Origin of the sequence: Pseudomonas proteolytica (genome assembly GCF_007858275.1) — a bacterium.
GTDB lineage: Bacteria > Pseudomonadota > Gammaproteobacteria > Pseudomonadales > Pseudomonadaceae > Aquipseudomonas > Aquipseudomonas proteolytica.
This window is the reverse complement of the sequence record NZ_VFEV01000009.1, coordinates 129,354-152,951: the sequence shown is the minus strand read 5'-3', so window position 1 is coordinate 152,951 and position 23,598 is coordinate 129,354. Positions and strand designations below refer to the sequence as shown.

The 23,598-nt window shown below is 58.6% G+C and carries 22 protein-coding genes and 1 pseudogene; 9 read left to right on the top strand and 14 right to left on the bottom strand.

Going from position 1 to position 23,598, the window contains the following annotated elements:
- Positions 1 to 52: 52 nt before the first annotated feature.
- A complete protein-coding gene (locus FIV38_RS09030; protein WP_092237190.1) occupies positions 53 to 1,216 on the bottom strand; it encodes an L-dopachrome tautomerase-related protein in 1,164 nt (387 codons plus the stop codon).
- A gap of 334 nt (positions 1,217 to 1,550) precedes the next feature.
- Between FIV38_RS09030 and FIV38_RS09025 the strand changes: the two are divergent.
- Both FIV38_RS09025 and FIV38_RS09020 read left to right on the top strand, forming a co-directional pair.
- Positions 1,551 to 2,201 (top strand): annotated as a pseudogene (locus tag FIV38_RS09025) (AMP-binding protein); the annotation flags it as partial.
- Positions 2,202 to 2,348: 147 nt separating this feature from the next.
- Positions 2,349 to 3,770, top strand: coding sequence for an FAD/NAD(P)-binding protein (locus tag FIV38_RS09020; RefSeq protein ID WP_092237184.1), 1,422 nt, complete (start codon positions 2,349 to 2,351; stop codon positions 3,768 to 3,770).
- Between the two features lie 5 nt (positions 3,771 to 3,775).
- Here FIV38_RS09020 and FIV38_RS09015 read toward each other — a convergent pair whose 3' ends face one another.
- From FIV38_RS09015 to FIV38_RS08975, 9 genes are all read right to left on the bottom strand, one after another.
- Positions 3,776 to 4,705 carry an ornithine cyclodeaminase family protein gene (locus tag FIV38_RS09015; protein ID WP_092237181.1) on the bottom strand — a complete coding sequence of 310 codons (930 nt, stop codon included), beginning with the start codon at positions 4,703 to 4,705 and terminating at the stop codon, positions 3,776 to 3,778.
- A gap of 7 nt (positions 4,706 to 4,712) precedes the next feature.
- A complete protein-coding gene (locus FIV38_RS09010) occupies positions 4,713 to 5,249 on the bottom strand; it encodes a MaoC family dehydratase (RefSeq protein WP_070994202.1) in 537 nt (178 codons plus the stop codon).
- Positions 5,246 to 6,109 carry an HpcH/HpaI aldolase/citrate lyase family protein gene (locus tag FIV38_RS09005; protein ID WP_092237178.1) on the bottom strand — a complete coding sequence of 288 codons (864 nt, stop codon included), beginning with the start codon at positions 6,107 to 6,109 and terminating at the stop codon, positions 5,246 to 5,248. Before FIV38_RS09005 ends, FIV38_RS09010 begins: the two co-directional genes overlap by 4 nt.
- A 1-nt stretch (position 6,110) precedes the next feature.
- Positions 6,111 to 7,277 carry an MFS transporter gene (locus tag FIV38_RS09000; protein ID WP_092237176.1) on the bottom strand — a complete coding sequence of 389 codons (1,167 nt, stop codon included), beginning with the start codon at positions 7,275 to 7,277 and terminating at the stop codon, positions 6,111 to 6,113.
- A 43-nt stretch (positions 7,278 to 7,320) separates the two neighbouring features.
- Complete coding sequence (locus FIV38_RS08995; RefSeq protein ID WP_092237173.1) at positions 7,321 to 8,505, bottom strand: aminotransferase class I/II-fold pyridoxal phosphate-dependent enzyme; 1,185 nt, start codon at positions 8,503 to 8,505, stop codon at positions 7,321 to 7,323.
- Positions 8,506 to 8,648: 143 nt separating this feature from the next.
- Complete coding sequence (locus FIV38_RS08990) at positions 8,649 to 9,908, bottom strand: efflux RND transporter periplasmic adaptor subunit (protein ID WP_092237170.1); 1,260 nt, start codon at positions 9,906 to 9,908, stop codon at positions 8,649 to 8,651.
- Positions 9,898 to 11,379, bottom strand: coding sequence for a TolC family protein (locus FIV38_RS08985; RefSeq protein WP_092237167.1), 1,482 nt, complete (start codon positions 11,377 to 11,379; stop codon positions 9,898 to 9,900). The genes FIV38_RS08990 and FIV38_RS08985 overlap by 11 nt, the downstream gene beginning before the upstream one ends.
- Positions 11,372 to 12,571 (bottom strand): ABC transporter permease, encoded by a 1,200-nt coding sequence (locus FIV38_RS08980; protein WP_092237164.1) that lies wholly within the window; start codon positions 12,569 to 12,571, stop codon positions 11,372 to 11,374. The genes FIV38_RS08985 and FIV38_RS08980 overlap by 8 nt, the downstream gene beginning before the upstream one ends.
- The gene (locus FIV38_RS08975; protein ID WP_029291154.1) at positions 12,568 to 13,275 is read right to left on the bottom strand and encodes an ABC transporter ATP-binding protein; all 708 of its coding nucleotides are present in this window, start codon (positions 13,273 to 13,275) and stop codon (positions 12,568 to 12,570) included. The genes FIV38_RS08980 and FIV38_RS08975 overlap by 4 nt, the downstream gene beginning before the upstream one ends.
- Positions 13,276 to 13,630: 355 nt before the next feature.
- Here FIV38_RS08975 and FIV38_RS08970 point away from each other — a divergent pair, with 355 nt between their 5' ends.
- Positions 13,631 to 14,386, top strand: coding sequence for a TetR/AcrR family transcriptional regulator (locus FIV38_RS08970; protein ID WP_029291156.1), 756 nt, complete (start codon positions 13,631 to 13,633; stop codon positions 14,384 to 14,386).
- A gap of 363 nt (positions 14,387 to 14,749) precedes the next feature.
- Here FIV38_RS08970 and FIV38_RS08965 read toward each other — a convergent pair whose 3' ends face one another.
- Positions 14,750 to 15,811: an FUSC family protein gene (locus FIV38_RS08965; RefSeq protein WP_092237160.1), complete on the bottom strand. Its 1,062-nt coding sequence runs from the start codon at positions 15,809 to 15,811 to the stop codon at positions 14,750 to 14,752.
- An 87-nt stretch (positions 15,812 to 15,898) separates the two neighbouring features.
- Positions 15,899 to 17,524 carry an NADP-dependent glyceraldehyde-3-phosphate dehydrogenase gene (locus FIV38_RS08960; RefSeq protein WP_092237157.1) on the bottom strand — a complete coding sequence of 542 codons (1,626 nt, stop codon included), beginning with the start codon at positions 17,522 to 17,524 and terminating at the stop codon, positions 15,899 to 15,901.
- A gap of 140 nt (positions 17,525 to 17,664) precedes the next feature.
- Between FIV38_RS08960 and FIV38_RS08955 the strand changes: the two genes are divergently transcribed.
- Positions 17,665 to 18,531 carry a Dyp-type peroxidase gene (locus tag FIV38_RS08955; RefSeq protein ID WP_092237154.1) on the top strand — a complete coding sequence of 289 codons (867 nt, stop codon included), beginning with the start codon at positions 17,665 to 17,667 and terminating at the stop codon, positions 18,529 to 18,531.
- Between the two features lie 36 nt (positions 18,532 to 18,567).
- On the opposite strand, the gene FIV38_RS08950 is transcribed toward FIV38_RS08955, so the two are convergent.
- Entirely contained in the window at positions 18,568 to 19,089 is a 522-nt protein-coding gene (locus FIV38_RS08950) for a DUF3087 domain-containing protein (RefSeq protein WP_092237151.1), read from the bottom strand.
- Between the two features lie 144 nt (positions 19,090 to 19,233).
- On the opposite strand from FIV38_RS08950, the gene FIV38_RS08945 reads away from it, so the two are divergent.
- Positions 19,234 to 19,443, top strand: a complete 210-nt coding sequence (locus FIV38_RS08945; protein WP_092237148.1) for a DUF6021 family protein — start codon at positions 19,234 to 19,236, stop codon at positions 19,441 to 19,443.
- Positions 19,444 to 19,501: 58 nt separating this feature from the next.
- On the opposite strand, the gene FIV38_RS08940 is transcribed toward FIV38_RS08945, so the two are convergent.
- Positions 19,502 to 19,744, bottom strand: coding sequence for a DUF6555 family protein (locus FIV38_RS08940; RefSeq protein WP_029291166.1), 243 nt, complete (start codon positions 19,742 to 19,744; stop codon positions 19,502 to 19,504).
- A 160-nt stretch (positions 19,745 to 19,904) separates the two neighbouring features.
- Between FIV38_RS08940 and FIV38_RS08935 the strand changes: the two genes are divergently transcribed.
- The 4 genes from FIV38_RS08935 to FIV38_RS08920 all read left to right on the top strand — a co-directional run bounded on the left by FIV38_RS08935 (position 19,905) and on the right by FIV38_RS08920 (position 23,545).
- Positions 19,905 to 20,738, top strand: a complete 834-nt coding sequence (locus tag FIV38_RS08935; protein WP_092237145.1) for an arylamine N-acetyltransferase family protein — start codon at positions 19,905 to 19,907, stop codon at positions 20,736 to 20,738.
- 148 nt (positions 20,739 to 20,886) lie between these two features.
- A complete protein-coding gene (locus FIV38_RS08930; RefSeq protein ID WP_029291171.1) occupies positions 20,887 to 21,639 on the top strand; it encodes an outer membrane beta-barrel protein in 753 nt (250 codons plus the stop codon).
- A 143-nt stretch (positions 21,640 to 21,782) separates the two neighbouring features.
- Positions 21,783 to 22,139 (top strand): c-type cytochrome, encoded by a 357-nt coding sequence (locus tag FIV38_RS08925; protein WP_092237143.1) that lies wholly within the window; start codon positions 21,783 to 21,785, stop codon positions 22,137 to 22,139.
- Between the two features lie 77 nt (positions 22,140 to 22,216).
- On the top strand, positions 22,217 to 23,545 hold the full coding sequence (locus FIV38_RS08920; protein WP_167362649.1) for a D-arabinono-1,4-lactone oxidase: 1,329 nt from the start codon (positions 22,217 to 22,219) through the stop codon (positions 23,543 to 23,545).
- Positions 23,546 to 23,598: the final 53 nt, after the last annotated feature.

Sequence of the window (23,598 nt, the reverse complement as noted above, 5' to 3'; positions counted from 1 at the left end):
CCTTCACGATGATTGAGCGGCGTGGGACGCATGAACAGGACAGATCCGTGGCCTAGCGCGTGGGCGCCGGCGCTGCATCAATCTTCACCCGCAGCAGGCTGTAGGGTTTCTGGCGCAGATCCTTGCCCGCGTGAAAAATGCCCTGGCGATGCAGCTGGTTGGCCATGAAGTACAGGTAGCCATCCGGTCCGATGGACAGGGTGTCAGGCCAAAGCACGCGCGGGTCGTGGACGATGGTTTGCCACTGCCCATCTGCCAGGCGTTTGCGCACGCTGTTGTGTTCGTAGTCGCCGGCATACAGGGCGCCGGCGGCGTCGGCTTCGAGGCCATCGGAGGCGCCTTTTTCCCCGAGGTCCTTGACCGCCATATCGAGCCGCGCTTCGCTGACCGAAGGATCACGCAGCAGCGCAGTTGGCACCGAGTACAGATGGCGGCTGGACAGCGGGCAGAAGTACAGCGTCTGGCCGTCAGCCGACAGGGCGATGCCATCGGAGGCAACCGCAAATGGCCGGGTGCTGCCGTCGGCGTTGCGCACCTGCAAGACCTGGCCTTCGACCTTGGGCACGAAGTTGGGGTCTACCGAGGTCGACGGGGCGCCACTGAGTCGGCGTATGGCGGTGCCGCTGGCAATGTCCATGACGATGATCGCCCCCGGACCGCTGAGGGAGGAGTCGGTGATATAGATCACCCCTTCATTGCCCACCCGGAAATCAAAGCGCATGTCATTGACGTAGGTGCTGGGCAGCATCACGTTTTTCGGGAAGACCAGGGTCTTGACCACTTTATTGCTGGCCAGATCGACCGCCACCAGCTTGGCGCCGCCCGGCGTTGGTGATGCGAAGCCGGGGGCGGCGGTATCCAATATCCAGATACGCCCGCGACCATCGGCCACCACACTCTGCACGCTGATAAAACCCTTGGCCGGGTCCTTCGGGTCGGCCTGGTTCAGGCCCAGGTCAGGGTAGGGCACGACCTTGCCTTCACGCAGCTCACCGACGGTAAACGGCACGGCATCGCCCCAACGTGGAAAGTTGACAAAAATCCGCCCGTTTTCGGCAACGCTGACGCCAGTGGGCATGGCGTCGTGGAACGCGAATACCTGCTCGATGGCGCCAACGGTTTGTTCGCTGGGCAACGGCTGGCTCTGGGCTGCATGGCTGTTGCTGGCAATCGTCAAGGCCAGGATCGACCAGATAAAGCGGTGCTTGAGGTGCATGAAAAACTCCGGGAATCAGCAGGCAAAGGCGCGTTGCGGCTTATGGTGTGCGTTCCTGGCGTATGGAAAAACCCACTAATGGCGCTAACAGTTTCATCGCAATCGAGAAAGTGCACGGCGCTTGCGCGTTGCTCTGCCGCTGTTCGCCAGCCAACAGTCAATCAACAGTTTGCTGGTTTCCCCAGGTGTGAAATGTTCACGGGGCCCTCTGAATGCGCGGTTTTATTGGGCTTTTCAATCTTGGCGCAACATCTGCAACGGGGCAGGTCTGGCTACTGAAGAACGCGGAGCACGGACCACCGCACGCGCATTCCAACGAGAGGAGCAGTCCCCTATGAGCGTGCATACACTCAAACCAGCGCAGGATGTGAAGTGGCCCGCCGAGTGGGTCGCCGGCTTGCCCGAGGCCTTGGAGCAATTGCAGCACTGGGCCCAGTTCCGCCCGTTGCACTGCGCGTTGCGCCACAAGCGTCATGGCCGGTGGTATGCCTGGCGCTGGATCGACGCCTTGCGTGATGTCGAACGCCTGGCCGATGGTTTGCGCCAGCACGGTTTTGGCCAATACTCGCGGCTGCTGGTGAGTGGGGCCTTTGAGCCCAATCTGTTGCTGCTGGCCCTGGCGGCCGAGGCCACTGGCGGGCAGGTGTTGACGCTGGCTGACACCCTTGAGCCCAGTGCGCTGCACGGGCAAATCTGGCGGCTGCGCCCAACCCATGCGTATGTCCCGGACTGCCAGCAGTTGCAGCATTGGCTCACGGTCGTGGGCAGCAGCGCCGCACCGCAGGTATTGATCAGCGACCAGCAAGTACCGGGTAGTGAGGTGGTCGCCTTCACTCGATTGCTCGGCCCGGTGGAGCCGCTGCAGCGCCTGAATCGCTGGTGGCAACCCGCCGGCGAAACCGCGTTATGGAGCGAGGAGGGCACGCGCTGGCAAGGTGGCCTGGCGGTGTTACTCGAACAATGGCTCAACAGCGGCCAAGGCCTCCAGTGCGCGCCAAGGCGCCCAATGGCTGGATGAACTGAAACGCGATAGTGCATGATCGGGCAATGTGTCACACGGCGACGCAACGGATTTTGGGCGTAAAGCAATTGGCATGATATTCATCCGGGCAAACAGTAAGGGCGCATTTTCATGAGTGAAACCGAACGCGGACAGGCGACAAAGGCCATCCGCAACGCCGATGTGCTGATCATCGGAGGGGGGCTGAGCGGCACCATGCTGGCCGTGCAGTTGCTGCGTTTGCCTGGCACACGGCAGATCCTGGTGATCGAGCCGCGCACGGAACTTGGGCGGGGTGAAGCCTATAGCGCGGTGGAACTGGGGCACACGCTCAATGGCAACGCCGCGCGCATGAGCGTAGACCCGGACAACGCCGATGACTTGACCCAGTGGTTGACCGACTACATTGCTGCCGGCGGCTGGCCGGAGTCGGACCAGCAGCACGTGCCCGTGAGCGAGCTGTTCCCACCCCGGGGGATCTTCGGCCTGTACGCGCAACAGCGCCTGGCAGAGGCTCGGGCGGGGTCTGCGTCGACGCTGGAGCATGTTTGCGCCGAGGTAGTCGACCTGCAGGTGGCGCCGGGCGGTGTACTCCTGACCCTGGATGACGGCCAGCAACTGCAGGGCGCCCAGGCGGTACTGGCCACCGGCATGTTCCCGGCGGCGCGCACGCCACAAACCCAGTCCAGCGGCCTGAATGCGGCGGCGGTAGACCCGTGGGACGTGCGCGGCATGACCCAACTGGACCCACACTCCACCGTGCTGATCATTGGTTCCGGCTTGACCATGGTCGATGCCGTGGTGTCCCTGGAGCAGGCCGGTCATCGTGGGCCGATCGAGATTTTTTCGCGCCATGGCCTGCTGCCCCATGTGCGCCGGCAACCACCGACCTGGCCGGACTTTCTCGCTGAAGATCACAGCCTGCGCAGCCCGCTGCAATTGCTGCGGGAAGTGCGCCGCCAATGCCAGGGTGCCCAGGCACTGGGCATTGACTGGCAAGCGCCATTGGATACCGTGCGCGCCCATATCGGCCGTTTGTGGAGCCAGGCCAGCGAACGCCAGAAACGCCAGTTCGTGCGCCATGTTCGGCCCTGGTGGGAGAGCCATCACCATCGCTCGCCGCCGCTGAGCGCCGAGCTGGTGGCGCGGCTGCACAAGCAAGGGCGTCTGCGGATCCAGGCGGCATCGTTCCAGGGCCTGGAGCCCACGCTAAACGGCGAAGTGACCCTGCGCCTGCGCCGGCGTGGCGAGCAACACACAACGCAGGTCAGTGGTGCAGCGCTGATCAACTCCAGCGGGATCGAATACGACTGGCGCCGCGTGGCCCGCCCGCTGCCCCAGCAGCTGTTGGCGCGAGGCTTGATCCAGCCTGGGCCGCTGGCGCTGGGGATTGCGGCGGATGCATCGGGTGCGGTGCTGGACGCACAGGGCGTGGCCAGTGAGCGACTCTTCGCCATGGGCCCACCGTTGCGCGGCATGTGGTGGGAAAGCACGGCGGTGACGGATGTGGCAATCCAGGCCAAGGCACTGGCATGCCGATTAGGAACCTCGTAATATCTTCAAACTTCGCTTACCAGCTTTAACTTCTTCAGGATTGCGATGCAGATGCACGCGTCCTGAAAAGCCGTCCCTACCGAAGAAAAAATCGTGGTCTCGCCTTGGTGAGCTGCATACTGGCTGTTCAGCATGTCAACAATGGATGTTGAGTTTTGGTGATAATCCCCAGCCTCTTCAATTGCAGCTTTTCTATCCTCCACCAGTAAGATAGCTCGATGCAGAAGCTCCAACGGGAACTCACGCGACACCAGTGTGTGCTTGCCTACCGCGTTTATATGGGCCCCCTTTACTACGTCGCAGGCGGAGAACAAAGGGGCTGCGCAGGTGGTCGCCGTACAGATGATGTCGGCGCCTGAGACTGCCTGGCGGGCGCTATGATGGCTGATGTATTCAATTTCACGTAAGAACCGATTTTTTGCGTCAGCTATAAAACGCTCTGTGCTTGCCCTGCTTGTAGAGCATACGGCCACCTGGTTTATCTTTCTGACGCTCAATACAGCCTCAAATACGGCCATTGCCTGAGCACCTGCGCCGATGACGGCAACTTTTTTAGAGTGGGCCATTGCCAGCAAATCAGTCGCCAATCCTGCAGTGGCGCCTGTGCGTAGCGCGGTAATGGCTGCTGCATCCATTTGGGCTTTTATCTGCCCTGTAGCGCCATCCTGTATAACGATCACTCCACTTATAGATGTTCGTCCATGGGCTTTGTTGAGCAAATGATGAGAAACAATCTTGACCATAAATAGATTGTGAGAATGAGAGTAGTAGGGCATTACCCCAAATGTTGCATGTTTCTCCTGGACTCTCACGATAGTTCGTGTTGGGTTACTGTCGTTTGAGCTGTTGTATTGACGATAGTTTTCACGAAGTACGTCAATCGCCTCTTCCATACTGATGGTGTTTTTTATCAAGATCTCATCTAATATTTTCATAGGCTACTCATGCCAAGGGTACTTGGTCGAGAGTGATCAGAAAGCTGCGCTCGTAGGATAAACATATTTGTCCATTTGCCTTGAGCCCTTTTGTTCGCACTGTTACTACGCCTTGTCCGGGACGACTGGCAGAGGGACGTTTATGGATGACTTCGCTTTCTGCATACAATGTATCGCCGACAAATACAGGGGCTACCAGACGAACATTATCCCAGCCTAAATTGGCAATTGCCTTTGCGCTCGTGCTCGCGAGGCTCATCCCACCGACTATCGAAAAGGTCACCAGGCTTGATACCAGTATTTGTCCAAATTCGGTTTGCTTCGCATATTCTGCATTGATGTGGGCAGGATGGTTATTCATGCAGATTAACGACATCCAGACGTTATCCGCCTCTGTCACCGTACGGCCTGGACGATGTTCAAATATGTCACCAATAATAAAGTCGTCAAAGCCAAGCCCATGATCCTCACGATAGCGTCCGGGCCCAACTTTGGTTAGTTTGCTTAATGCCTTGCTGCCGGGGAGCGATTGGTTGATGTTCATGCTGGCTTCCTATTGGTTCTTGAGAGCGATTCGTTAATTTTCAAAAGCCTGCGGGCCATGATTTCGAAAGGAGGGCCTAGCATTTCCCCATCTAAGGTGGATATGGCTGTCGTTGGGCCCGCAGCTTCGAGGCATTTGATAATTGCTCGTGCTTTTTTCAGTTCGATTGCTGTCGGGGTAAATAATTTGTTTATCAGTTCTACTTGGGCTGGATGAATGGCGATTTTTCCGGAATAGCCAAATTCTTTCGCTGTTTCAATTTCTGTTCTAAGCGCTTTTTCGTTGTTCAGTTTAAAACAGGGCGAATCAATTACCATTAGCCCCATGCTGAGGGCAGCGATGGCTATATCGCATTTTATATGGGTAAGCGCGCGCTCTGCGATTTTGAAATTGATCTCCGAGGAGAGGTCAGCGCTACCTAAAATCAAGCCGCGCAGGTTTGTTCTTTCATTGATAATGGAGTCGATGCAGCGCAATCCTTTTAAAGTTTCGATGATTGCAAAGGTTTTTACTCGTTGGCCAGTAGCGGATATCAGTTCATTAAGGACTCTCAGTTCTCCGGCTGACTCTACTTTGGGGATGATCAAATATTCGGGAATAATGTTGTGGTCTAACAAGAAAACCAAGTCTCTGATGCCTTCTGGTTTGGTGAGTGCGTTAACTCTTATCGCTAGATTGCGCCGATTGTGGATAGAGTGGTCCAATGCCAGCAGTTGTTCTCGTGCAAATTGTTTTTTGTACATTGGGACTGAGTCTTCCAAGTCCAATAATACGATATCGGCGCTAGACTCAATAATTGTCCGTTCTATATGCTTTTGGCTGGCGGGCACGCATAGCCAACTTCTAGTCAATATGTCCATATCAAGACTCTCTTTTCAGAATGAGCAGTGTGGTGAGTACACCAAGTCCACCCAGGCATGCGGTGAGCAGTGCCACAGTTTGAATGCCGTAAGGGATAAAAAAAGTCGCAAGAGCACCAAATATTAACGCTACCAATTGTTGTAGGAAACTAAACAGCATCATTGGGTGGGCGCCGGGTATTCTGTTTACTGCCATGGCTGCTGCACATGGGTAGAGTGTTGCTTGGGCGTACCAAATAACCAGATAGGTCCCAACAACCAAGTGGATTGACATGTTTTGCCAGGCGGCCAGAAACAACACGCTGCTCGAAGCGATTAATAGGCATGCGCCAAAAATTGATAATTGGCAAACACTGACAACAGTCAAGGCTCGCCTTACAGTCAGTGCGCCTAAGTAATAAGCCAGGCCCAACCACAAGCCGAATGTGCCGTAATCGGCGCTGTTCCAACGGAAATTAGAGTGAAATATATACGCTCCGATACCTTGATAGATAATAAAAATACCATAGCCGCACCCTCCTAAAATGACCGGTAGAAAAAAACTGGGCTGGGTTGCAGTGGAGTAGTAGTTTGGCGTTAATGCGGATTCTTTTTCCACGGCGTCTAGTTTGTAAAGGCGGGTGCGTATTTTAAAAGCTAGTGCGTAGGTAAGTATCAATCCGATGATCATTAGGTATGGCAGAGCGATCCAGTTAAGGCTTGATATCAGAAAGCCGCCTACTACTTGCCCGCCGATAAGCGCAAGAATAAATGAATAGGATAATACAGACAGGTTTTTCGCAAGGGCTGCCCCTGATGAGATATCCGTTAACAGTGCTCTGCCGATCAGAGCTCCTCCGCCAGCACCTATGCCTTGCATGAGCCGGGAGAAAAAGAACACCTCGGAGCCCAAACTGAATAAGGACAGCACGCTACCGACGAATAAAGTCGCGCAGCAAACGAGAATTGCAGTGTGGCGCCCGAAACTGCGAATAAGGCGTGACATAAATACTATCGGTAGTACAGCGCCGCCCAAATAAAATAGTAGAACTTTATAGCTTTCCGCCTCTTCTGTATTTAGTATCGAGGCGAGTTGGGTTGTTGCAGGTATATATAGTGTTATACCAAGCTGGGCAATTATGGTCGTGCAACACGCGAGTAGGAGTACTTGCTGGGGGGATGATGACATGTAAATTCCTTTTGTCACGACGTCCTAATGTGCGGGGTTGCATCTACAGCATTGAGTTTACCGCTGTGCAAAACTGTTTTAAGTCGTCTGAGGCCATGTTTGCTCTGAGCATGACGCGAAGGCCTGGAGTTGATTTGGGAACGACAGGGTAAAATAGCGGCGATGTATAAAATCCACGCTCCATGAGTTTTGTTGCGGTGGTGATTGCATGTTGCTCATTACTCATGGGAATCAACCTGATAGGTAATCCATCTCCTGCCAAGGTGGTCTTGATGTGTGTATCGAACAGTTGGATGTTGGTCGTCAATCTGTTTTGCAGGTGTTGCAGTTCTGTGGATCTATGTATCTTTGCGGACGCGATAATTGCACCCAAACCTGCTGTGTTAATTCGTTGGGACCAAGAGAGAGGGCCGCCAAACCGCAATAAATTTGATTTGCTAATCGACGAATCAAAGAGGATCGCCCCGCCCGATGCACCAAAGCCCTTGTTCAATGATGCGATGATCATGGTGTTACTGTTTAGTGTGCCCATTGTATTGAGAACTAATCCGCAGCCATTTGTACCCTGTGCCGACAGGCCATGAGCCTCGTCATATAGAACAAATAGACCGTACTTGTCTTGCAGGCTCATAAGCTCCGATACATTGGCGGATCCTCCCGTGCTATAGACGCCGTCCGCGATGTAAGCGACCCGTTGCTTTTGTTTGCAGCAGTCTTCCAGAAAGTTTAAGTCATTGTGCGGTGCTGTCACTACTTCGGATTCATCTGCGAAAACGGCTTTCATCAAACTCAAGCAGAAGTGCGCGGACTGGTCAAAAATCATTAGCGGGGGGATGTTTTGTGTGAATACACCTGCGGCGAGTAATGGAAGCATTGCTGCGGCGGCTGAAGCGCATGAAACTGTAGTCAGCACCTGGACGGAAAACAGATCTGACAGTGCAAGCTCTGCCTCTTCCAATAGCGGTAAACAAATTCGGACACGGGATGTGGATGAGTTTAAGGTTTGCGACGAGTCTAGTGCCGTTATTGCTCCCTTCAAAATTTCTATATTGGAGTCCAAGCCGAGGTAGGAGTAAGAGCACATGTTTATGAATGGGTCACCATCGACTTGCATGAAGCCGTCACCAAGATTGTCGGCGACAATTCCGCTCATTCGGGCTTCTTGTGTTCGACTCCAAAATAAATCACCGCCAGCCACCATTTTTTTGATGTTTGAATAACGATTCATATTGCGCACCTGTCGCCCAAGGCAAAACGGATGACAATACTTTCCTAAGGAGTATTTTTTTACAATATTTTATGGCGTGGTAAGTTTCCTATGCTGATGTAGGTAAATTCCTAAAGTGTTTTTTAGGCACGATACAAAGGGATTCACAAGACAGTTTTGATAAACCCAGGCTGGAGCCCAAACACTTCCACCCCTAGGGCAGTCGATTGTCCCGTGGTGATTTTCACCCGTTCCACCGGCTTGTTCATGGCTGCCCGATATTCCACCGAAAGCCCGCCTGCCTCATGCCTGATCGCCTGGGCCGGGACGATGATCGCCTGCTCATTGTTATAGGTCACGATAGTCAGGCGCGCGCTCATGCCCAGGCGGACCCTTTGCAGCTGTTTCTCGGTCAATTTTGGAATGGCCAGGGTCACCGGGAATTGCGCGCTGCCCTGGCTGTCATTGGCGATCGCCAGGCCGCTGACCACACTGACGGAACCGCTCAGGCGCTCGCCATCAAAACCGTCGCCCATGACTTCCACCGGCTGGCCCTGATGCAGCTGGTTGATATCCAGTTCAGAGACTTTGGCAACGATTTTCAGGCGTTCGATATTGGCCAGCCCGAACAGCACCTGGCCCTGGCCGACCTTGCTTCCCGCCTGCACCGGTGCGTTGCTGCTTGCGCCGCCCTGCGGGGTGTTGCTGCCCGGTGGGGGCACGACAATCCCGGAAAACGGGGCCTTGACCTCCTGGCCTTCGAGCAGCTTGCGCAGGGCCTCGTACTTGACCGTGGCGTTGGTCAACTCCATATCCGCAATCTGTCGGTACTCACCCTTGCCCTGGTCCAGGGCTTGTTGCAGTTCACTGCGCGCGGCAGCCAGATCCAACTGTTGCTGCTGGGCCTGTTGCTTGAGGTCGTCCAATTCGTTGCGCGGGATGATGCCGCGCTTGAACAGGTTCTCGCTTTCAAGCAGTTTGCGCTGGGTGTTGTCGGCACTCATTTGCGAGGTGCGCAGGCCGCGTCGGGCGCGGCTGACCGTGGGGCTGGCGTCCCAGTCCTGCATTTCCTGCACGGTGCGCCGGGCCTTGAGTTGGGTAGACAACGCTTCACGCAGTTGCACTTCAAGGGTAGCGGGGTCCATCCGCAGCAGGACCTGGCCGGCCTCGACCCGTTGGCCCTGTTCCACCAGGTTGGCTTGCACGTTGCCGTCGAAGGGGGCCGTGAGGGTAATGGTGGTGTCGGGTTCGATCCTGCCCACCAGCCCAATCTGGTGTACCAGGGCATCATTTTTTATCTCAAGCCACTGCTCGGCCATGGCGGCCTGGTCGGCGGCAGGCGTTGGGCGGCTGAGCAGCGCAAATGCGCCAGCCCCCAGCAATATCAGCAGTCCAGCGCCCAGCAGGGCTTTTTTAGTAGTCATTGAGGGCGATTTCCCAACTTTCCAAAGTCATGCCCAGCGTCAGGTCGAGCTGGGTCTGGGCATTCAGATAAGCAATCAACGCATTGAGGCGGGAGTTTTCGGCGCTGCGCAAGTCAGCTTCGAAACTCAACACCTGGAAGTTGGTGGAGCGTCCGGCGCCCAGTTTGTCCCGCTCGATCTCGATCTTGCGCCGCGACAGTTCCACGGCCCGCTGGGCAATTTCATACTGGCGCCAGCGGGTGCCGAGGTCGCGCACCACGTTATTGACGCTGCGCTCCAGCTCCTGGCGTGCGTCGGTGATCAAGATGGCCTGGTTCTCCACATCCACCCGCGCGCGGACTTCGGCCTGCCGGGTGCTGATATCGCCGATGGGAATGCGCACCTGGACACCGGCATAACTGTCCCAGCGCCGATTGCTGGTGCTGCCTGCATCGTTATCGGTATTGGCGCGGATCTGATTGGCGCCGCCCACCAGGTCGACCTGCCAGCGCCCGGAATCCTTGGCCAGCACCAGGTTGAGGTCGGCCTGTTGGCTGCCCAGCAGGGCCGATAGGTATTCGGGCTGCTGGGTTTGCGCCAGGTTGAACGCCTCGCGTTTGTCGATCGCCATGGGCGATGCTTCGAGGGCTTCGGTGGCGCGGATCGGTGTGGCCAGGTCCAAGGCCAGCAGGCGCAGCAACGACAGGCGACTCATGTCCAACTGGTTCTGGGCTTCCTCGACCCCCAGTTGTTGCGAGGCAATGTCGGCTTCGGTCTGGACGATTTCGAATTCGGCCATGCGCCCGGCAGCGATCAACGCCTTGTTGACCTCCAGCAAGGTGTTGGAGCGCTTGAGCGCTTGCTGGGCGATGCTCAGTTGCTCCTGGGCGCGCAGCAATTCGCGGTAGGTGGCGATGATCTGGCTGATGGTCTGCGCGACGTTGGCCTTGAGGTTCAAGCGGTTGGCCTGCTCGGAAAGGCGCGATAAGCGCAGCGGTGCGGTGGTGGCGTCCCAACCGGCACCGCGCATCAGCGGTTGGATGATGGCCAGGTCCAGGCCGTCGCTGCGGTAGCGCCCGGCCCGGTTGGCGTTGTTCAGTTGCTGGGTCCAGCCCATGCTCAGCCGAGTGCCGTATTCGCCAAGCAAGCTGGTGGTGGGCGCCAGGTTGGCGTTACGAGCGCGGTCGTCACTGCCTTGGGTGGTGCGGTAGGCGCTGTTGAGCACCAGTTTGGGGTTGAAGGCATCTTCGGCCACCCGCAGGTCGAATTTCTGTGCCACCCGTTGCAGGTACGCGCTGCGAATCGCCGGGTTGTTGCGCAGGCCCAGGTACACCGCATCGCCCAGGGTCAAGGTAGTGAGCTGGGCATTGAGCGAGACACTGCGCTCATAGCCGCTGCGTGTGGTGGTCGGCGCCGAAGGACGGATCACGATATCGGCGGCCACACAGGGCAGGCTCACCAGGGCGATCAGCAACAGCCAGGGTTTATTCATCGCGCAGGGCCTCCACCGGCTGCAAGCGAGACGCCGAGACGGCCGGGTAAAGGCCGAAAAACAACCCCACCAGCAACGTACTGCCCACCCCCAGAGGCAGGGCCGACACGGCCAGGGCAAACTGCCAGCCCGACAGCCAGGCGTAGAGATAAGCCGCGCTCATGCCCAGCACCGCGCCGCACAGCGCACCGACGGCGGTGAGGGTAACGGCTTCGAGCAGGAAGAGGTTGCGGATATCGCGCTGGCGCGCCCCCAGGGCCATGCGAATGCCGATTTCCCGGCGCCGTTGCGAGACGTTCATCAGCATCACATTCATCACGCCGACGCCGCCGCCCACCAGGGAGATCGCCCCCAGGGCCAGTAACAGATAGGCGAATGTGCGGCTTTGGCGGGTCATGCCGTCGATCATTTGCTGGGGGATCTGGATCTCTACGGTGTGGTCTGTGAGTTGAGCGCCCAAGGCGTGGGTGGCGTCGGCGGCGATACGCTCCATGTCCTGGCCGGCGGACGCGCGTAGGATCACGCTGCCAACCTGCGGCGCAGAATAGATGCGGCGCATGCCAGGCGCCGGGATAAACAGTGAGTCGTTGGTTTGCACCGGAATCAGCATTGATCGCGGCTGGTTCTGCAGGATGCCGATGATCAAGAACAGATAGTCGTTGACCCGCACCCGGTCACCCAGGCGCAGTGGGTCGCCGGGCGTGCTCAACGCTTGGGCGATCTGGTCGCCGACCACGGCGTAGGTTTCGCCGCTGTCGAAGTCGGATAGGAAGCGGCCTTCGCGCAGTACCAGGCGCATCGCATCCTTGAGGCCAGGCGTACTGCCAATCAAGCCGGCGTTGGTGGTGCGACCATGAAAGATGACCGGCCCGCTGAATGAGGAAATGGCACCGATGTGGAGGATGCCCGGCACGGCCTGGCGCACGGCTTGCAGGTTGAGGCTGGTGGGCATCTTCGCGGTGCTGTTGCCCTTGGGCGGGAACTGGGCCACCAGGGTATCGGTGCCCATGTCCTTGAAAATCATCGCCGCATCCTCGGCGGCGTTATGCCCGATATTGATCAGCGCGACCACCGATGAACTGCCGATGACAATCCCCAACAAGGCCAGGATGGAGCGCTTACCCAGGGTTCGCAGGCTCACAAATGCTTCGTGCAGCAACTGGCTCAGGCTCTGTTCGACCCGCAGGCTCATACGCACTCTGCCTGATGAACCACGCCGTTGCGTACCAGGATCTGGCGATTCAGGCGTTCGGCGATCTGCGCATCATGGGTGACGATGATCAGCGTGACGCCTTGCTCGCGGTTCAGGGCCAGCAGCAGGTCCATGATGTCTTGGGCGGTGTGGCTGTCGAGGTTGCCGGTGGGTTCGTCGGCCAGAATTACCGCCGGCGCGCCTACCAGTGCCCGGGCAATCGCCACCCGCTGGCGCTGGCCGCCGGACAGGTCGGCGGGGCGATGATGAGCCCTGTCGGCCAGGCCAACCTGCTCCAGCATATGCAGGGCCTGCACTACCGATTCCTGGCGCGACACGCCGCGATAAGCCAGGGGCAGGGCGACATTGTCCAGGGCGCTGAGACGCGGCAGTAGGTTGAAGCTCTGGAAGACAAACCCGATCTGCTGGTTGCGCAGCGCGGCCAGCTGGTCCGGTGTAGCGTTGAAAATGTCATGGCCGGCGAAGCGATAGGCGCCGCAGTCCGGAAGGTCCAGCAGGCCGAGGATATTGAGCAGGGTACTTTTGCCGGAGCCGGATGCGCCGAGGATGCCGCAGCTGTCGCCACGGGCGATGGACAGGCTGACGTCGTTGAGAATGGCCAGGTGCTGGCCAGCCAGTTGATAGCTTTTACCGATGCCTTGCAGGGAAATGAAGCCTGGGAGCGTTGGGGTATCTGTCATCATGACTACGCCTTGCGCTGCGGCAATCCGGCCTATCCCTGAAAATATTTGAAACATGTTCAGGAACCGCACCGCGGCTGCCAGCAACTGGTTTTTATTCTTCTTTTAAAAACATTGTTTGAATAGTAACCGTGATCCAGCGGCTTCGCCAGCCACAGAGATAGAGCGGGTTTTTCTGGTTATGGAGCCGATTCTGGCCTTTGGAAAACGCTTGGGCCCACCCTGGGGGGAACGTTTACAGGGCGACCCGCCCTGGGTTTGGATAGTATGGCGCACTGTCACTACTTGCTTTCGGACACCCGCCCCGGTATAAAAAATCAAATTTTTTTTTAAAACATATTTCCTCCGTGGAACTTATATGGTCGCGAAGAAACTCAGCGCTCCAAATGTAACCAAGACTCGACTGCTGGATGCGACAGAGGCTCTCTTCATCAAGTACGGCTACGACGCCGTGTTGTTGCGGCAAATCACCGAGAAGGCCCAGGTCAATCTCGCCGCGGTCAATTATCACTTCGGGGACAAGGATTCCCTGATGAAAACGTTATTGATGCAACGCCTGGAGCCGCTCAACGAGCAGCGCCTGGAGTTGCTCGCCCGCTGCGAAGCAGAGTCTGATGGCCCGCTCGATTGCGATACCTTGCTCGGCGTATTGTTCGCCCCGGCCATGGGCCTGGAGCGCAGTGATCCGGCCAGCGGCGAAGGGCGTTCCTTCATCCGGTTCCTGGGTCGGGTCTACAGCGACACTTCGCCCTTCATCCAGGAATACCTCAAGGTCCATTACCAGCCGGTGTTTCAGCGCTTCTTCGAAGCCTTCGCCCTGGCGTTGCCCGACCTGCCGCGCAATGAGCTGGGGGTGCGCCTGCAATTTGCCCTCAAGGCGATTTCCGGGGTGATGGCCGGCACCGAGCTGCGCCTGCTGATGAACTCCATGAGCCTGGGACGCCCGGCGACCGACGCGGAAGTCATGGCCAAGCTGATCACGCTGGTCTCGGCGGCCATTCGTGTGCCACAGCAAAGCCCGGAAGCCGAAACGGCGCTGGGGCGGGTACTCGATACCCAGCGAGCGATTCGTGAACAGTCGGCACTGCCGGCGAGCAGCAAAGTCGCCCGCTGAACCCGTCGCAATCAAATGGAGTAGCCCCCACTACCTCTCGTGGCAAGCCCGCTCGCCACACAAGTACGGCCATCTAAGTAAAATATAGTTGTTTAAAATCAATAGCTTATTTACTTTTTACAAGAGTGGTGGGCGACTCGGCTTCACCGGCATATCGAGTCGGCTCTATCGCCTGCGCTAGGCTCAACAGGTGCTCGCACAGGTTTGGCGGTGCTGTTCTGATCAAATCGCGCGCAAAAAAAAGCCCGCTGGGGCGGCGGGCTTGATATGCAACATTTGTAACGGATGAGGCTTCACCTTACGTTTGCGGATGTGAATAAAACGTGAAAAAAATGTGGATCCAATATTATTTCGCAACGCTTTTCAGATATTCCACGCCTTGACACTTTTCGCCAGTCGCGCATGCATTTCATCGATATTTGCCGCCAGTTGCGCCGTCAACATTCGATAACCATCCAGCGCACTGTGCACGGGAGTATCCGGCGACGGCTGTTCGGCGGGGACCGGGCTGGCCCGCTCCAGGCGTTGCGCGGCGCCGGTTTGTAGTGCCCGCGCCATTGCGATCAACTGCACGCGAATTTGCCGGTGCTGCGTTTTGAGCGCCAGTTGCAAGCGCGCCATGCCCTGTTCATCTCGTGGATCGGGACGGGTGTTACCGAGAATTTCCAGGGTGCTGATGCACATCCGTAGATGCCGCTGGATCGCGTCCAGTTCGGTCATGGAAATCCGCACTTCCTTGGACACCGACGGCATCAACGAGCGCAGTTGCAGCATCGCCGCATTCAAGCGGTTGAGCAGCTTGAGATGTTCATCATCGGTGACCGACTGGCCACTGATGATCCGGCTGTAAATGGCGGCACAATCGCGCAGGGCGCTGGCCAGGTTGTAGCGCCAGGAATACACCGCATACAGCGGCAGGGCGAAGGAAAATGCCAGGGCCAGGGCGATGCCGATCAGGATGTCCACGGTGCGCCACAGGCCATCGGACAGCGGGTTGGAACCGTGACCAGCCACGATAAACACGGTAATCGCCGACAGCAGCGCGGTGTATCCACCCTTGCCGATGGCGTGATAGGAGAAGAATCCGCACACCACTGACATCAGCAGATAAGTGAGCAGTGGCTGGCCCACATACGCTTCTTGCACCACCAGCAACAGGCCGACGCTGGCACCGATCAGCGTGCCATAGGCCCGCTCCACGGCCTTTTTGCCGATATTGCCGTGGTGCTGCAAGCCGCCGATGACCACCAGCATGGTCACCGAGGCCCATTCGCCATGGGGCAGGTTCAGACCGGTGGTGAGCAGGATGGTGGCCAGCAGGCCGATGGACACGCGCACGGCGTGGATCAGCTTGGCGTTGCGATAGCGGCGATAGGGGTCGAGCAGGGGCCGCAACAGGCGGCGGGCGAAGGGCGGCAGGTTCATCGGGATTAAGAGGGCCTCATCTATAGATGTCATGCAGTCCAATGTGAGAGTGGGCTTGCCCGCTCCCACATTGGAGCAATGTCTAATCTAGAAAATATAGTCGGTGGTCAGGAAGCTCGACGCCCGGTCACGAATGATATCGCTGATCAGGGCCTTGTTGCTGTCCTGGAACTTGGTTGCCACCAGGGTGCGGATCGAGAACACCCGCAGCGCGTCATGCACCGACAGCGTGCCTTCGGCCGAGTTCTTGCGACCATTGAACGGGAACGTATCGGGGCCACGCTGGCATTGGGCGTTGATATTGATCCGGCCCACCTGGTTGGCGAAGGTGTCCACCAGGCGCCCGACTTGCGCCGGGTCGGTGCCAAAAATACTCAGCTGTTGGCCGAAATCCGACTCCAGTACGTAGTCGATCACCGTGTCCAGGTCGCGATAGGGCACGATGGGCACCACCGGGCCAAACTGCTCCTCGTGATACACACGCATCTGCGGGTTCACCGGGTACAGCACCGCCGGGTAGAAGAACGAGCCACGGCTGGCACCTCCATTGGCGTTCACCACCGTGGCCCCGTGTTGCGCGGCATCGGCCACCAGCCCATTGAGGTAATCCACCTTGCCTACCTCCGGCAACGGTGTCAGCGACACACCGTCCTCCCAGGGCATGCCCGGCTTGAGGGTGGCGAGCTTCTGGTTGAATTTTTCGATGAAACGCTCGACCACCGCTTCATGCACAAACAGGATTTTCAAGGCGGTGCAACGCTGGCCGTTGAACGACAGTGAACCGGTGACGGCTTCGTTGACCGCGTTATCCAGATCGACCTCCGGCAATACGATGCCGGGGTTTTTCGCATCCAGCCCCAGGGCCGCGCGCAGGCGATGGGGGCGAGGGTGCAGCTTCTTCAAATCACTGGCTGCCTTGTTGGTGCCGATAAACGCAAAGATATCCACCTTGCCGCTGGCCATCAGCGCACTGACGGTTTCGCGGCCGCTGCCATAGATCACATTGATGACCCCGGCCGGGAAACTGTCGCGAAAGGCCTCCAGCAACGGACGGATCAGCAGCACGCCAAGCTTGGCCGGCTTGAACACCACGGTGTTGCCCATGATCAGCGCCGGGATCAGCGTGGTGAAGGTTTCGTTGAGCGGGTAGTTGTAGGGGCCCATGCACAGTGCCACGCCCATGGGCACGCGGCGGATCTGCCCCAGGGTGTCCTGTTCCAGCTCGAAGCGGCTGGAGCGGCGGTCCAGCTCCTTTAGGGCATTGATGGTGTCGGTGATATAGTCGCAGGTGCGGTCGAACTCTTTCTGGGAATCCTTGAGGTTCTTGCCGATTTCCCACATCAGTAGTTTCACCACGGCATCGCGCTGTTCGCGCATGCGGCGCAAAAAAGCCTCGACGTGCTGGATCCGCTCGACCACACGCATGGTCGGCCATTGGCCCTGGCCACGATCATAGGCTCGCACCGCTGCGTCGAGGGCGAGCAGGGCGGTGTCGGCATCCAGCAGGGGGGTGCTGCCGATAATCACTGGCGTGTCACCATCAGCGCCGACCAATTGGACCGGGCTGCGCACTTGGGCCAAGGGTCCGTTCCAGTTGCGCAACTTGCCGTCGACCAGATAGTCGCGCTGTTCGATGGGGGCGGCGAGGCGAAATTGTTCGGGAATGTCGTTGGCGGTGGGAAACAGATTGGCAAGCAGGTGATTGGTGGTCATGTCGCTACCCCTGGAGTGGTTGCACAGCTTGAGTCAGAGATTCCCCCATCCGAGGGCTCTGTTGCAAGGCTTACGCGCATTTCCCTACGCACAGTGGGGCTGTGCCGGGTAAACTACGCGGCTTTCTTGAAGGAGTTCATATGAGTCAGTACCAGCCGGGCATTCTTGCCGCACCGGTGCCATTGCAGGCACGCCATCTGTTTTTTGCCATCGAGTCCATTGACGCCGTGCCGGCAGCGCTCGACGCGCTGGTTCAGTTGGTCGACTCGGCAGTGGTGGTGGGGTTGGGTGAACCGCTGGTCAAGGCCCTTGGCGCACAGATCGACGGGTTGCGCAGTTTCCCGCAGATCTCGGGGCCTGCTGCCCACAACCCGTCCACGCAGCAGGCGTTGTGGTGCTGGCTGCATGGCGAAGACCGGGGTGAATTGCTGTTGCGTAGCCGGGCCTTTGAGAAAGCCCTGGCACCGGCGTTTCGCTTGGTGCAGATGACTGAAGGTTTCCGCTACAAGACTGGTTTTGACCTGACCGACTACGAAGACGGCACCGAAAACCCCCACGACGACGCCGCCGTCGAGGCCGCCGTCGCCGGCAGCGGCGCCAGCTTTGCCGCGATCCAGCAATGGCAGCACGACCTGGATGGTTTCGCCGCCTTGCCGGCCCAGGAGCGCGACCACATCATCGGTCGTCGTCATGGCGATAACGAAGAACTGGACGACGCCCCCGAGTCCGCCCACGTCAAGCGTACCGCCCAGGAGAGCTTCACTCCCGAAGCCTTTGTGGTGCGCCGCTCCATGCCCTGGGCCGAAAATGGCCAGGCGGGGTTGATGTTCCTCGCGTTCGGCCACTCCTTCGATGCCTTTGAGGCCCAGTTACGCCGTATGAGCGGCCTGGAAGACGGGATTGTCGATGGCCTGTACCGCATCAGCACGCCGTTGACCGGTGGCTACTACTGGTGCCCGCCGCTCAAGGACGGGCACCTGGACCTTGGTGCGATCTTCCCCGCCTGACCCCCTGTAGGAGCCCGCTTGCGGGCTCCTACAAGGTCAGTTGTCCTTCATGGCCTTCAGCCACGCTGGATCCAGGCGTGTTTGTTCGGCCTTGATCCCCAGCGCCTTCATCTGCGCCTTATGCTTTTCGATCTCCCCGACCAACTGCGCCTGTGCGCTGGAATTGGCGTCCAGCTCGTGCATCTGCGTCAGCCCCAAGTGATAGAACCGCAGCAATTTGAGCGCCGTCGGATCGTTGGCCTGTACCCGCTCGGTCACCTTGTGCATCACGTTGGTCACCCGCATCAGGTTGCGCTTGAGCTGCCAGCCATAGACCGCCGGCGCCAGCCACGCCTGAGACCAGAGCGGGCCCCGGACCAAGGCAATGGTCAGCACCACCCCAGCCACCACGCCACCGATATTGAAGCGGAAGTTGTCACCGCCGGGCTCGCCAAACAGCATCACGGCCAGGCTCGACAGCAGCATGGCCAGGGCGACGAAGATCACCGCGACGATCACCGTACTGCGGCGGGTCTGCTGGCGATAGGTTTGCGGATCGACGGGTTTGATCTCAAACATGCGGGATGCAGTCTCCATGAGCTAAGTAGGGGTATTGCGCGGCGCGGCATCTTCTCACGGTTTGTAGGCGGGCGTGAGAAAGTTGAACGATGGCGGCCAGGGTTTTCTCTAATAGCTGTATGCATCGTAAGCAAGGCGAAGGAGATGACTGTGACTGAACAATCGAAAAAGCCTGATGGCCCGCACTCGTCGGAACATGCCAGTGATCAGCACAACTTGGGTTTTGACCCGGACTCCCCGGATCTGGCCGACCCGCAGGTAGACCCGGTCGGCCCGGCCATTGCCCCGTTGGACAAGAAACACAAAGCCGGCAAGCAGCCGGCTTATGATCCTTTGGGCAATCTAAAACCATAGCGGCCTGTGGCGAGGGGCGATACGGCGTCTTCGCCAGCCCCTTGCCAAGCCCCAGCGACTACAGGCGCTGGGGGGCGATCCAGGTGACTTCGGTGATGCCGTATTTCTCCGCCCATGGCCGGGTGGTTTTCTTGGTGCGTTCATGGCCCTGACGGCCAATGCGCCCGACGTGGGCCACCCCAGCATCACAGCTGGCCCAATGCCATGCTTCGGCGTTGTTCATCACCTCCGCCCGCACCACAAAGGACTTGGGTTCGCCGTGCAGCCTGTAATGGATGGTGTAGATCGTTGCCGTGCCCATATTGCCTCCCTGTTTTGATATGGAGTTGATGCAATTAGGTTCAGAAAGGTTCAGAAAGTTTGTGGTGTGACACGCCGACCTCTTGCTACAGATCAGTATTGGCAGCGGCACCGGTTACAGGTATTAGTGAAACCTTCGCTCTACGCCCAAGGAATGCGCCATGCACCAGGATTCACCGAGCCTGTCTCACAGCAGCCTGTACCTGCAACGCCTGGGGTATGACACACCGCCAGCGCCTACCTTGGAGACCCTGGCCCAGTTGCAATTGCGCCATGTCAGTACCTTCGTTTTCGAAAGCCTTTGCACCTTTTTGCAGGTGCCGGTCCCCATTGATCTGGCCAGCGTCGAACAAAAAGTCCTGCTCAACGGGCGAGGTGGCTACTGCTACGAGCTCAACCAGATGTTCCTGGCGTTGCTGCAAGAACTGGGCTTCGACGCACGGGGTATCACTGGCCGCGTGGTGATGGGCGGGCCACCCGATGCGTTGACCGCCCGCACGCATCGCCTGACCCTGGTGACCCTGGACGGTGAACGCTACATCACCGATGTCGGCTTTGGTGGCATGGTGCCGACCAGCCCCCTGCGCCTGGACGATCAGGCGCCCCAGGCCACCGCCCATGAACCCTATCGACTGACCTTGAATGCCGGCAGCTACACCTTATGGGCCCAGGTTGGCGAGGAGTGGCGCGGACTATACGTGTTCGACCTGCAGCCGCAGTCGCACTTCGACTACGAAATCGGCAACTGGTACGTATCCACTCACCCCGACTCGCCGTTCCTCGGGCAGTTGAAAGTGGCCCTTATCGGACCCGGGCTGCGGCGTACCTTGAACAATGCCCACTACGCCGTGCACCACCTGGGCCGGGACAGTGAGAAACGTCGGATCACCGATGTCGACGAACTGTTGGCCGTGCTGCAAGAGGCGTTCGGTTTGCGCCTGCCCGAACACCCACAGCTACGCCCGAAACTCGCGCAGTTATTGGCCGATACGTGATGGGTCCGCTCAAAGAGGCTTGATCCAGAGCCTTCGCTGAAGCGTTTTACCTCCAAATCAAGGCAAATTAATTCGAACCTTTCGCGCCGCAGGGGGTTCGAACCGGTTCCTGAATAATTTGCCCACCCTAAAATGGAGATGTAAGACGATGTCCAAACTATTCGGAAAAATCCTCAAGAATTCTTCGATCCTGGCCTTGGTTGCTGCGCCGGCCGTGGTCTTCGCCGCACCGTCCACCGACCCGATTTCTACCTTCGGTATCCTGGGCGCCTACAACGACTTCAAGCTTGAAGGCGGCAGCGAAAGCGAAAAGGACCACATGCCCGAAGCCGGCGTGTTCTATAACTTCGGCAACAAGCTGACCGCCGAATCCGGCTTTATCTACCAGGCCGGTGTAGACGCCAAGTTCGGCAAGAAAAGCGACAACAAGCTCAAGGAAGGCCAGGCTGACCTCGACCTGGGTTGGCGCGCCGCGCTGGATGCACGCAACTTTGTCGATGTGCTGGTCGGTGGTGGTTATAGCTGGACTCGCTATGAACCAGACTCCGACGACTACGACATGAAACTCACCAGCAAGTCGCCGTTTGCCAAGGCTGCGGTGGGGTACAACCATCAGTTCGACAGCATGACCATGCGCGTCGAAGTCGGCGCCCGCCACACCCTCGACGGCCGCGCCAAGCTCAAGGTCGACGGCATTGGCAGCGACACCGTGGACCTCAAGGACCGCACCAACCCTTACGCCGAAGTCAGCCTGCTGATGAACCAGAACGGCGACCTGCCGGTGATGGCTGGCCTGTACTACACCCGCACCGAGTACAAGCTCGATGCGGATTCGGAGGTGGCCGATAACACCAAGCTCAAGCGCGACGAGTACGGCTTCAAGGTCGGCCTGGCTTTCTAAGCCTGCTGTTACGGGCGCCGGCTTCGCCGGTCGCCCAACCCTGTCCGCCCAAGCCCCCTTTATGTCCGCCAATACCCTCAACACCGCGCCGCCACTGACTTAGTGTGAACCCAGCTGTTCATACCTAAAAAGAGAGGGTGGCTATGTGGTCTACGACCTCCTGTCGCATCGGTTTGCTGCTGGCCTTGCTTGGCCTGCTGTCAGCCTGTGACGACAAACCGCAACAGACTACGGCGCGCAACGCCGTACCCAGCGATCCGACCCTGGCCCAGCTTTACGACAGCAGTTGCAAACTCTGCCACGCCAACCCGGCATCCGGCGCGCCACTGACCGGCGATAGCCAGGCCTGGAGCCCGCGTGTCGCCCAGGGCGCGGATACGCTGTTGGACCATACCCTCAACGGCTACAACGGCATGCCGCCGATGGGCCTGTGCATGCAGTGCTCCGAGGAGCAGTTCCTGGGGCTGATCGGTTTCATGGCCGGTGTTCATATCCAATAACAACAATGGGGTAGGTGATGGTGCTTTCACGCAGGCAACTGTTGCAGCGCTCGGCGGTGGCCGGTGCATTCCTGGCGATGAGCAGTAACCCGGCGCTGGCCCAGTTGGCCCGGGCACCGCGCTTGATCCCCTGGCGTAACTGGTCGGGGGCACAAAGCTGCCTGCCCCTTGAGCGGCTGGCACCCAAGGACCTGGGGGAGTTGGTACAGGTCATTCGCCAGGCGCCGGGCAAGATCCGTCCAGTGGGCTCGGGTCACTCGTTCAGCGCCTTGGTGCCGACTGATGGCACATTACTCTCGCTGAGCTTTTTCAACGGCTTGCTCGACCACGACGCCAGCACCCTGCAAGCCACCTTCGCGGCTGGCACACCCATGTCACGCATGGGGCCAGCGCTCAAGGCGGTCGGCCAGGCGTTGCCGAACATGGCAGACATCGACTACCAGACGCTGGCGGGGGCCATTAGCACCTCGACCCATGGCACTGGCGTCGGGTTTTCCTCGTATTCCGCCGGTGTCACCGGCCTGCAACTGGTGACGGCCCAGGGCGAAGTGCTGGACTGCGACGCCAACCGTGAGCGCGAGGTGTTCAGTGCCGCGAGGGTGTCACTGGGCGCGCTGGGCATAGCCACCCGCGTGCGCCTGCAAAACCGCACGCCTTACCGCCTGCGGGAGCGCCAATGGATCGCCCGCACCGAAGAACTGCTGGAGGATGTGGCGAAAAACACCCGGGAAAACCAGCATTGGGAGATGCTGGTGGTAACACATTCGGACTACGCCTTGTCCATCGCTCTCAACGAGACCACCGACGCTCCGACCCCACCGATCGATCCGGCAGAGGCGGGCGGCAATGAGTTTGTGTCGATCATCGAAAACCTCGACAAATACGCCAGCGACTTTCCCCAGGCACGCCGCACGTTGCTCAACAGCCTGCGTTATTTCGCCAGTTTCCAGGACCGGGTGGCCGAGTCATTCGAAATCTACGCCAACGTACGCAACGTGCGTTTCAACGAGATGGAGTATTCGGTGCCCGCCGAGCATGGCCCGGCCTGCCTGCGGGAAATCCTCAAGCTGATCCGCGACAAGGACCTGCGCACCTGGTTTCCCATCGAGTACCGCTACGTCAAGGCCGATGATATTCCCCTGAGCATGTTTGAAGGCCGCGACAGCTGTTCGATCTCGGTGCACCAGCACTACACCATGGACCACCACAACTTTTTCGCGGCCGTCGAGCCGATCTTCTGGAAATACGCCGGGCGGCCCCATTGGGGCAAATTGCACACCCTCAATGCCCGCACCTTGCAGGCCCTGTACCCGCGCTGGAATGAGTTCGCGCGAGTGCGCCAGGCCCTCGACCCCGGCGGCAAATTCCTTAATGCACACCTGTCATCCATCCTGGGAGTTGCCTGATGAATCGCAGACACTTCATGGCCGGTACCCTGGGCGCCGGCGCCTTGCTGGTG

Bases quoted from the DNA above. Each gene is read 5' to 3' on its own strand.
- FIV38_RS09005 (WP_092237178.1), bottom strand. From the start codon at position 6,109: ATGGACATATTGACTAGAAGTTGGCTATGCGTGCCCGCCAGCCAAAAG.
- FIV38_RS08985 (WP_092237167.1), bottom strand. From the start codon at position 11,379: ATGAATAAACCCTGGCTGTTGCTGATCGCCCTGGTGAGCCTGCCCTGT.
- FIV38_RS08995 (WP_092237173.1), bottom strand. From the start codon at position 8,505: ATGAATCGTTATTCAAACATCAAAAAAATGGTGGCTGGCGGTGATTTA.
- FIV38_RS08960 (WP_092237157.1), bottom strand. From the start codon at position 17,524: ATGACCACCAATCACCTGCTTGCCAATCTGTTTCCCACCGCCAACGAC.
- FIV38_RS08980 (WP_092237164.1), bottom strand. From the start codon at position 12,571: ATGAGCCTGCGGGTCGAACAGAGCCTGAGCCAGTTGCTGCACGAAGCA.
- FIV38_RS08975 (WP_029291154.1), bottom strand. From the start codon at position 13,275: ATGATGACAGATACCCCAACGCTCCCAGGCTTCATTTCCCTGCAAGGC.
- FIV38_RS09010 (WP_070994202.1), bottom strand. From the start codon at position 5,249: ATGAACATCAACCAATCGCTCCCCGGCAGCAAGGCATTAAGCAAACTA.
- FIV38_RS09020 (WP_092237184.1), top strand. From the start codon at position 2,349: ATGAGTGAAACCGAACGCGGACAGGCGACAAAGGCCATCCGCAACGCC.
- FIV38_RS09015 (WP_092237181.1), bottom strand. From the start codon at position 4,705: ATGAAAATATTAGATGAGATCTTGATAAAAAACACCATCAGTATGGAA.
- FIV38_RS08940 (WP_029291166.1), bottom strand. From the start codon at position 19,744: ATGGGCACGGCAACGATCTACACCATCCATTACAGGCTGCACGGCGAA.
- FIV38_RS08935 (WP_092237145.1), top strand. From the start codon at position 19,905: ATGCACCAGGATTCACCGAGCCTGTCTCACAGCAGCCTGTACCTGCAA.
- FIV38_RS08925 (WP_092237143.1), top strand. From the start codon at position 21,783: ATGTGGTCTACGACCTCCTGTCGCATCGGTTTGCTGCTGGCCTTGCTT.
- FIV38_RS09000 (WP_092237176.1), bottom strand. From the start codon at position 7,277: ATGTCATCATCCCCCCAGCAAGTACTCCTACTCGCGTGTTGCACGACC.
- FIV38_RS08930 (WP_029291171.1), top strand. From the start codon at position 20,887: ATGTCCAAACTATTCGGAAAAATCCTCAAGAATTCTTCGATCCTGGCC.
- FIV38_RS08965 (WP_092237160.1), bottom strand. From the start codon at position 15,811: ATGAACCTGCCGCCCTTCGCCCGCCGCCTGTTGCGGCCCCTGCTCGAC.
- FIV38_RS08955 (WP_092237154.1), top strand. From the start codon at position 17,665: ATGAGTCAGTACCAGCCGGGCATTCTTGCCGCACCGGTGCCATTGCAG.
- FIV38_RS09030 (WP_092237190.1), bottom strand. From the start codon at position 1,216: ATGCACCTCAAGCACCGCTTTATCTGGTCGATCCTGGCCTTGACGATT.
- FIV38_RS08950 (WP_092237151.1), bottom strand. From the start codon at position 19,089: ATGTTTGAGATCAAACCCGTCGATCCGCAAACCTATCGCCAGCAGACC.
- FIV38_RS08970 (WP_029291156.1), top strand. From the start codon at position 13,631: ATGGTCGCGAAGAAACTCAGCGCTCCAAATGTAACCAAGACTCGACTG.
- FIV38_RS08945 (WP_092237148.1), top strand. From the start codon at position 19,234: ATGACTGTGACTGAACAATCGAAAAAGCCTGATGGCCCGCACTCGTCG.
- FIV38_RS08920 (WP_167362649.1), top strand. From the start codon at position 22,217: ATGAGCAGTAACCCGGCGCTGGCCCAGTTGGCCCGGGCACCGCGCTTG.
- FIV38_RS08990 (WP_092237170.1), bottom strand. From the start codon at position 9,908: ATGACTACTAAAAAAGCCCTGCTGGGCGCTGGACTGCTGATATTGCTG.